Annotated in this window: 7 protein-coding genes; all 7 read left to right on the forward strand. The window is 69.1% G+C overall.

What is annotated here, in order from left to right:
• Nucleotides 1-23 precede the first annotated feature (23 nt).
• The 7 genes from ACFU6I_RS18655 to ACFU6I_RS18685 all read left to right on the forward strand — a co-directional run bounded on the left by ACFU6I_RS18655 (nt 24) and on the right by ACFU6I_RS18685 (nt 6862).
• Complete coding sequence (locus ACFU6I_RS18655; RefSeq protein ID WP_384367607.1) at nt 24-608, forward strand: PaaI family thioesterase; 585 nt, start codon at nt 24-26, stop codon at nt 606-608.
• Nucleotides 608-1141 carry a dUTP diphosphatase gene (gene dut, locus ACFU6I_RS18660; protein WP_266980656.1) on the forward strand — a complete coding sequence of 178 codons (534 nt, stop codon included), beginning with the start codon at nt 608-610 and terminating at the stop codon, nt 1139-1141. The genes ACFU6I_RS18655 and dut overlap by 1 nt, the downstream gene beginning before the upstream one ends.
• Before the next feature lies 1 nt (nt 1142).
• Nucleotides 1143-1916, forward strand: a complete 774-nt coding sequence (locus ACFU6I_RS18665) for a DUF3710 domain-containing protein (protein ID WP_384367610.1) — start codon at nt 1143-1145, stop codon at nt 1914-1916.
• Between the two features lie 358 nt (nt 1917-2274).
• Nucleotides 2275-2364, forward strand: coding sequence for a K(+)-transporting ATPase subunit F (gene kdpF / locus ACFU6I_RS18670; RefSeq protein ID WP_037701211.1), 90 nt, complete (start codon nt 2275-2277; stop codon nt 2362-2364).
• A 7-nt stretch (nt 2365-2371) separates the two neighbouring features.
• Nucleotides 2372-4036 (forward strand): potassium-transporting ATPase subunit KdpA, encoded by a 1665-nt coding sequence (kdpA, locus tag ACFU6I_RS18675; RefSeq protein WP_384367613.1) that lies wholly within the window; start codon nt 2372-2374, stop codon nt 4034-4036.
• Nucleotides 4033-6177 (forward strand): potassium-transporting ATPase subunit KdpB, encoded by a 2145-nt coding sequence (gene kdpB, locus ACFU6I_RS18680; protein WP_384367616.1) that lies wholly within the window; start codon nt 4033-4035, stop codon nt 6175-6177. The genes kdpA and kdpB overlap by 4 nt, the downstream gene beginning before the upstream one ends.
• A 16-nt stretch (nt 6178-6193) precedes the next feature.
• Nucleotides 6194-6862 (forward strand): potassium-transporting ATPase subunit C, encoded by a 669-nt coding sequence (locus ACFU6I_RS18685; RefSeq protein ID WP_384367631.1) that lies wholly within the window; start codon nt 6194-6196, stop codon nt 6860-6862.
• The last annotated feature ends 55 nt before the right edge of the window (nt 6863-6917 follow it).

Genomic DNA, 6917 nt, shown 5'->3' on the forward strand with positions numbered 1-6917 from the left:
CCGCGCGGGTAAGGTCTGCGCCTGTGAGTGGAACATCTGCGGCTCTTCAGCCACCGGCCGACGCGGTGAAACCGGTTCGGCATCCCGACGCCCCGGTCCCCGGCGAGCTCCTCGGCGCGCACTACGAACACTGTTTCGGCTGCGGTGAAGGACAGCCGCACGGGCTGCACCTCCAGGCGCGGGCCGGCGAGGGTGTCAGCGTCACCGCCGAGTTCACGGTGAAGGCCGCCCACCAGGGGGCCCCGGGCCTTGCGCACGGCGGCGTCCTGGCGACGGCGCTGGACGAGACGCTGGGCTCGCTGAACTGGCTGCTGCGGGTGATCGCGGTGACCGGGCGGCTGGAGACCGACTTCGTGCGGCCCGTGCCGGTCGACACCGTGCTGTACCTGGACGCCGAGGTCACCGCCGTGCACGGCCGGAAGATCTTCTCCCGGGCGACCGGCCGGATCGGCGGCCCGGACGGGCCCGTCGCGGTCCGCGCGGAGGCCCTCTTCATCGAGGTCAAGGTCGACCACTTCATCGAGAACGGCCGCCCCGCCGAGATCCAGGCGGCGATGGCCGACCCGGACCAGGTCAGGCGCGCCCGTGCCTTCGAGGTGAACCCCTGATGCGCCGTCCCGTCGACGTACTGCTTCGCAGGGTCGATCCGGAGGTGCCGATTCCGGCATACGGGCACCCGGGCGACGCCGGGGTCGATCTGGTCACCACCGAGGCCGCCGAGCTCGCCCCGGGCGAACGCGCGATGCTGCCCACCGGCGTGTCGATCGCGCTGCCCGACGGGTACGCCGCGTTCGTGCATCCGCGGTCCGGTCTCGCGGCCCGCTGCGGAGTCGCCCTTGTCAATGCGCCGGGGACGGTTGATGCCGGGTACCGTGGAGAGATCAAGGTCATCGTCATCAATCTCGACCCGCGCGAGAGCGTGCGGTTCGAGAGGTTCGACCGGATTGCCCAACTGGTCGTCCAGCAGGTCGAGAAGGTGCGCTTCCACGAGGTGTCGGAACTGCCCGGCTCGGCGCGGGGCGAGGGCGGCTTCGGTTCCACCGGAGGGCATGCCACGGGTGATGTTGACGGCGTCAGGGGCGGGATCACCCAGGGCGGGAACAGCTACGCTTCGGTCGTACCCGACCGGGAAGGACAGTGACGTGTTCGGACGTCGCAAGAAGAGTGGGTCCGCCGAGGACGTGGCGGACGAAGCGCGCGAGGCCGAGCAGGTCGTCGACGAGCTCGACGACACCGACGCCGCCGAGAGCGGAGCGGGCCGGGTGAACCTCCCGCCGGCGCCGCGGCCGGACGGGCCGTGGGACATCGACGAGGTCTCCCAGCCCGCCGAGGGCCGGGTCGACCTGGGTGGCATCTTCGTGCCCGGGGTCGACGGCATGGAGCTGCGCGTCGAGGTCGCCGGCGACGCGATCGTCGCCGCCACCGTCGTGCTGAGTGACAGCGCGATCCAGCTGCAGGCCTTCGCCGCCCCCAAGAAGGAGGGCATCTGGGGCGAGGTCCGCGAGGAGATCGCTGCCGGCATCACCCAGCAGGGCGGGATCATCGACGAGGTCGAGGGCCCGCTGGGCTGGGAGCTGCGGGCACAGGTCCCCGTACAGCTTCCGGACGGGAAGAACGGCGTGCAACTGGTGCGCTTCGTCGGCGTCGACGGGCCGCGCTGGTTCCTGCGCGGAGTGATCTCCGGCCAGGGTGCCGTGCAGCCGCAGGCCGCCGGGCTGCTGGAGACGATCTTCCGGGACACCGTGGTCGTCCGTGGCGAGGGCCCGATGGCCCCGCGCGACCCGATCGTCCTCAAGCTCCCCAGCGACGCCCAGATGGTGCCCGAAGGCGTGCAGCAGGAGGACCAGGAGAGCTCGAAGTTCTCCGGTGGCATGGGCCAGCTCCAGCGCGGGCCCGAGATCACCGAGGTGCGCTGAACCGCCTCCCGGGGCGCGTGACAGCTTCGGCCGGTGGGCCGTACTTCCCTTCGAGGGAGGTGCGGCCCACCGGCTTTTCCATGTCCGGGGAGCGCGCCCGCGGAGTGCGTGACGGAGCACGCTCACCGGTGCGTGTATGGGGCGCGTATGCGGCACGTATGGGCGCCGTCAAGGGCGCGACCTTCCTCGTAAGGAAGCCATCAACGCAGGCCACGGGGGCTTCGGACGGGGGTTTGCTCAAGAGGTCCGAGAATCCGAACCTCATCTAGGAGCACACGGTGGCCGATCTGGCCTTCGTCGTCACCACGATCGCGGTCTTCGCGCTGGTGGTTCTCGTCGCCAAGGGGGTGGCGAAGCTGTGACTGCCGAGAACATCGTCGGTCTGATCGTGGCCGTCGCCCTGCTGGGCTATCTCGTCCTCGCCCTTCTGTACCCGGAGAGGTTCTGAGCCCGATATGAGCCCCGTCCTCGCCGGCGTGCTCCAGCTGCTCGCGCTCGTCGTGGCGCTGGGTCTGGCGTACCGTCCGCTCGGCGACTACATGGCCGACGTCTACTCCTCGAAGAAGCACCTCCGGGTCGAGAAGTGGATATACAGGTCCATCGGCGCCAATCCCGACACGGAGATGCGCTGGCCCGCCTATCTCCGTGGTGTCCTCGCGTTCTCCGCGGTGAGCGTCCTCTTCCTGTACCTGTTGCAGCGGCTCCAGGGCAGCCTGCCCGGCTCGCTCGGCTTCTCCTCGATCGACCCCGATCAGGCGTTCAACACGGCGGCCTCCTTCGTGGCGAACACCAACTGGCAGTCGTACTACGGCGAGCAGGCCATGGGCCATGTCGTCCAGACCGGCGGCCTCGCGGTACAGAACTTCGTCTCGGCCTCCGTCGGCATCGCCGTCGCGGTGGCGCTCGTACGGGGCTTCGCCCGTTCCCGCACCGGTGAGCTCGGCAACTTCTGGTCCGACCTGGTGCGCGGCACGATACGGATCCTGCTGCCGATCGCCGCGATCGCCGCGCTCGTGCTCGTGGCGTGCGGCGCCATCCAGAACTTCTCCGGCATCCACGGGGTCGGGCAGTTCATGGGCGGCTCGCAGCAGTGGAACGGCGGTGCGGTCGCCTCGCAGGAGGCCATCAAGGAGTTGGGCACCAACGGTGGCGGTTACTTCAACGCCAATTCGGCGCATCCCTTCGAGAACCCCAACGGGCTCTCGAACCTCCTTGAGATCTTCCTGATCCTGGTCATCCCGTTCTCGCTGACCCGCACCTTCGGGCGGATGGTCGGCTCGCTGAAGCAGGGCTACGCGATTCTCGCGGCGATGGGCGTCATCTGGCTCGGCTTCACCGCGCTGATGATGTGGACCGAGTTTGCCCACCACGGACCCGCGTTCGACATCGCGGGCGGGGCGATGGAGGGCAAGGAGACCCGCTTCGGGGTCGGCGGATCGTCGATCTTCGCCGTGGCCACCACGCTCACCTCGACCGGAGCGGTGAACTCCTTCCATTCCTCGTTCACCGGCCTCGGCGGAGGCATCGCCATGCTGGGCATGCAACTCGGCGAGATCGCCCCCGGTGGCACCGGCTCCGGCCTCTACGGCATGCTGATCATGGCGATCATCGCGGTGTTCATCGCGGGTCTGATGGTCGGCCGCACCCCCGAGTACCTCGGCAAGAAGATCGGCACCCGCGAGATCAAGCTCGCGGCCTGCTACATCCTCATCACCCCGGCACTGGTGCTCTGCTTCACCGCGGCGGCGATGGCCCTGCCCACCCCGGTCCATTCGATGACCAACTCCGGTGCGCACGGCTTCTCCGAGATCCTGTACGCCTACACCTCCGGCGCCAACAACAACGGTTCGGCATTCGCCGGGCTCAACGCGGACACCCAGTGGTTCAACACCACGATCGGGCTCGCGATGCTGCTGGGCCGGTTCCTGCCCATGGTCTTCGTCCTGGCTCTGGCCGGCTCGCTCGCCGAGCAGCGGCCCGTACCGGCGACCCTCGGCACTCTCGGCACCCACAAGCCGCTCTTCAGCGGACTGCTCGTCGGCACGATCATGATCGTCGCCGGGCTGACCTACTTCCCGGCCCTGGCGTTGGGGCCGCTGGCCGAAGGGCTGGCGTCATGACCACCACACGTACGCAACACGACGAATCGATGCATGAGGACGCGATGTCCACTGTCACCAAGGACCTGGCACCGCACCAGGACGCGGCCGCCGGTCATCGGACCGAAGGACGCGTCGGCGCGGGGCTGTTCGACCCCAAGCAGCTGCTCAAGTCCTTCCCCGACGCGGTCCGCAAGCTCGATCCGCGGGTGATGGTCAAGTCGCCGGTGATGTTCGTGGTCCTGGTCGGTTCGGTGCTCACCACCGTCCTCGCCGCCCTGGACCCGACCGACTGGTTCGGCTGGGCGATCGCCGCGTGGCTCTGGCTCACCACGATCTTCGCCAACCTGGCGGAGGCGGTCGCCGAGGGCCGCGGCAAGGCGCAGGCCGACACGCTGCGCAAGGCCAAGACCGACACGGTCGCACGCCGGCTCGTCGGGAAGAGCGAGGAGCGTGTCCCGGGCACCGATCTGCGTATCGGTGACCTGGTGGTCTGCGAGGCCGGTGACATCGTCCCCGGCGACGGTGACGTCGTCGAGGGCGTCGCCAGCGTCGACGAGTCCGCCATCACGGGGGAGTCGGCACCGGTCATCCGGGAGTCGGGCGGCGACCGCTCGGCCGTCACCGGTGGTACGAAGGTGCTCTCCGACCGCATCGTCATCAAGATCACCACCAAGCCCGGTGAGACGTTCATCGACCGGATGATCAACCTGGTCGAGGGCGCCGCCCGGCAGAAGACGCCCAACGAGATCGCGCTCAACATCCTGCTCGCGTCCCTCACCATCGTCTTCCTGCTGGCCGTCGTCACCCTGCAGCCGTTCGCGATCTACGCGGGCCGGCGGCAGTCGATGATCGTGCTGACCGCCCTGCTGGTCTGCCTCATCCCGACCACCATCGGCGCGCTGCTCTCCGCGATCGGCATCGCCGGCATGGACCGCCTCGTCCAGCGCAATGTCCTCGCCATGTCCGGACGCGCCGTCGAGGCCGCCGGCGACGTGTCGACCTTGCTGCTCGACAAGACCGGGACCATCACGCTCGGCAACCGGCAGGCCGCGGAGTTCGTCCCGGTCGCGGGGGTGACGGGGGCCGAACTGGCGGACGCCGCCCAGCTCTCCTCCCTGGCCGACGAGACACCCGAGGGCCGCTCCGTCGTCGTCCTGGCGAAGGAGGCGTACGGGCTGCGCGAGCGCCACCAGGGCCAGCTCCTCGGGGCCGAGTGGGTCGGTTTCACCGCACAGACCCGGATGTCCGGTGTGGATGTCGAGGGGCGCAGGATCCGCAAGGGTGCGACCGGCTCGGTCGTCGCCTGGGTCGAGGAGCGGGGCGGCACCGTCTCGCCGGACGCCCGCACGCTCACCGACCGGATCTCCCAGGCGGGCGGTACCCCGCTGCTGGTCGCCGTCGACGACGAGCGGGGTGCCCGGATCCTCGGCGTCATCCACCTCAAGGACGTCGTCAAGGAAGGCATGCGGGAACGGTTCGACGAGCTGCGCCGGATGGGTATCCGTACGGTGATGATCACCGGCGACAACCCGCTGACCGCGAAGGCGATCGCCGAGGAGGCGGGGGTCGACGACTTCCTCGCCGAGGCCACGCCCGAGGACAAGATGGCCCTCATCAAGCGTGAGCAGGCCGGTGGCAAGCTCGTCGCGATGACCGGTGACGGCACGAACGACGCCCCGGCGCTCGCCCAGGCCGATGTCGGCGTGGCCATGAACACCGGTACCTCGGCCGCCAAGGAGGCCGGGAACATGGTGGACCTCGACTCCAACCCGACCAAGCTCATCGAGATCGTCGAGATCGGCAAGCAGTTGCTGATCACCCGCGGTGCCCTGACCACTTTCTCGATCGCCAACGACGTCGCGAAGTACTTCGCGATCATCCCGGCGATGTTCGCGGTGGTCTACCCGGGCCTGGACAAGCTGAACATCATGCAGCTGTCCTCGCCGGAGTCCGCGATCCTGTCCGCCGTCGTCTTCAACGCGCTGATCATCATCGCGCTGGTGCCGCTCGCCCTGAAGGGCGTGCGCTACCGGCCGAGCAGCGCCGACTCGATGCTCCGGCGGAACCTCGGGATCTACGGGCTCGGCGGCCTGGTCGCCCCGTTCATCGGCATCAAGATCATCGACCTGATCCTCTCCCTCATTCCCGGAATCGGCTGATCGCGCCATGACCTCCATGAACAACTCCGCGGGAAACACCGTTCGGCTGCTCTGGGCCGGGCTGCGCGCCCTGCTCGTCCTCACGGTCGTCTGCGGCGTGATCTACCCGCTCGCCGTCACCGGCGTCGCCCAGGGCCTCCTCCCGGGCAGGGCGAACGGCTCCGAGATCACGGCGAACGGCAAGGTCGTCGGTTCCGAACTGATCGGCCAGCGCTACGACCTCCCGCTGAAGAAGGGCCAGAAGACCCCGGCCCCGGACCTCAGGTGGTTCCAGCCGCGCCCGTCCAACGGGCTCGGCACCAACAGCGTCAACACCCAGTACAAGCTGATCCTGTCCGGGGCGACGAACCGGTCCGGCGACAACAAGGACCTGATCGACTGGGTCACGGACGCCAAGGCCGCCGTCGTCGAGGACAACTCCGTGCCCGGACACCCGGTCCGTCCCTCGGACGTGCCGGCCGACGCCGTGACCTCCTCCGGGTCCGGCCTCGACCCGGACATCTCCCCGGCGTACGCACAGCTACAGGTGCGCCGCGTCGCCGAGCGGAACCACCTCGGCGTCGACCAGGTCGAGAAGCTCGTGACGCAGCACACCGACGGCCGGATCCTCGGCTTCGTGGGCGAGCCGCGGGTCAACGTCCTTCAGCTCAACATCGCGCTCAAGGAGCTGGTGAACGGAGGCTGATCGCTCGCCGGCGGATGTGCCCGGGCGCCGTGGTCCCTGCCGCAGGGACCACGGC

It is taken from the genome of Streptomyces sp. NPDC057486 (assembly GCF_042802415.1).
In the GTDB taxonomy this organism is placed as follows: domain Bacteria; phylum Actinomycetota; class Actinomycetes; order Streptomycetales; family Streptomycetaceae; genus Streptomyces; species Streptomyces yanii.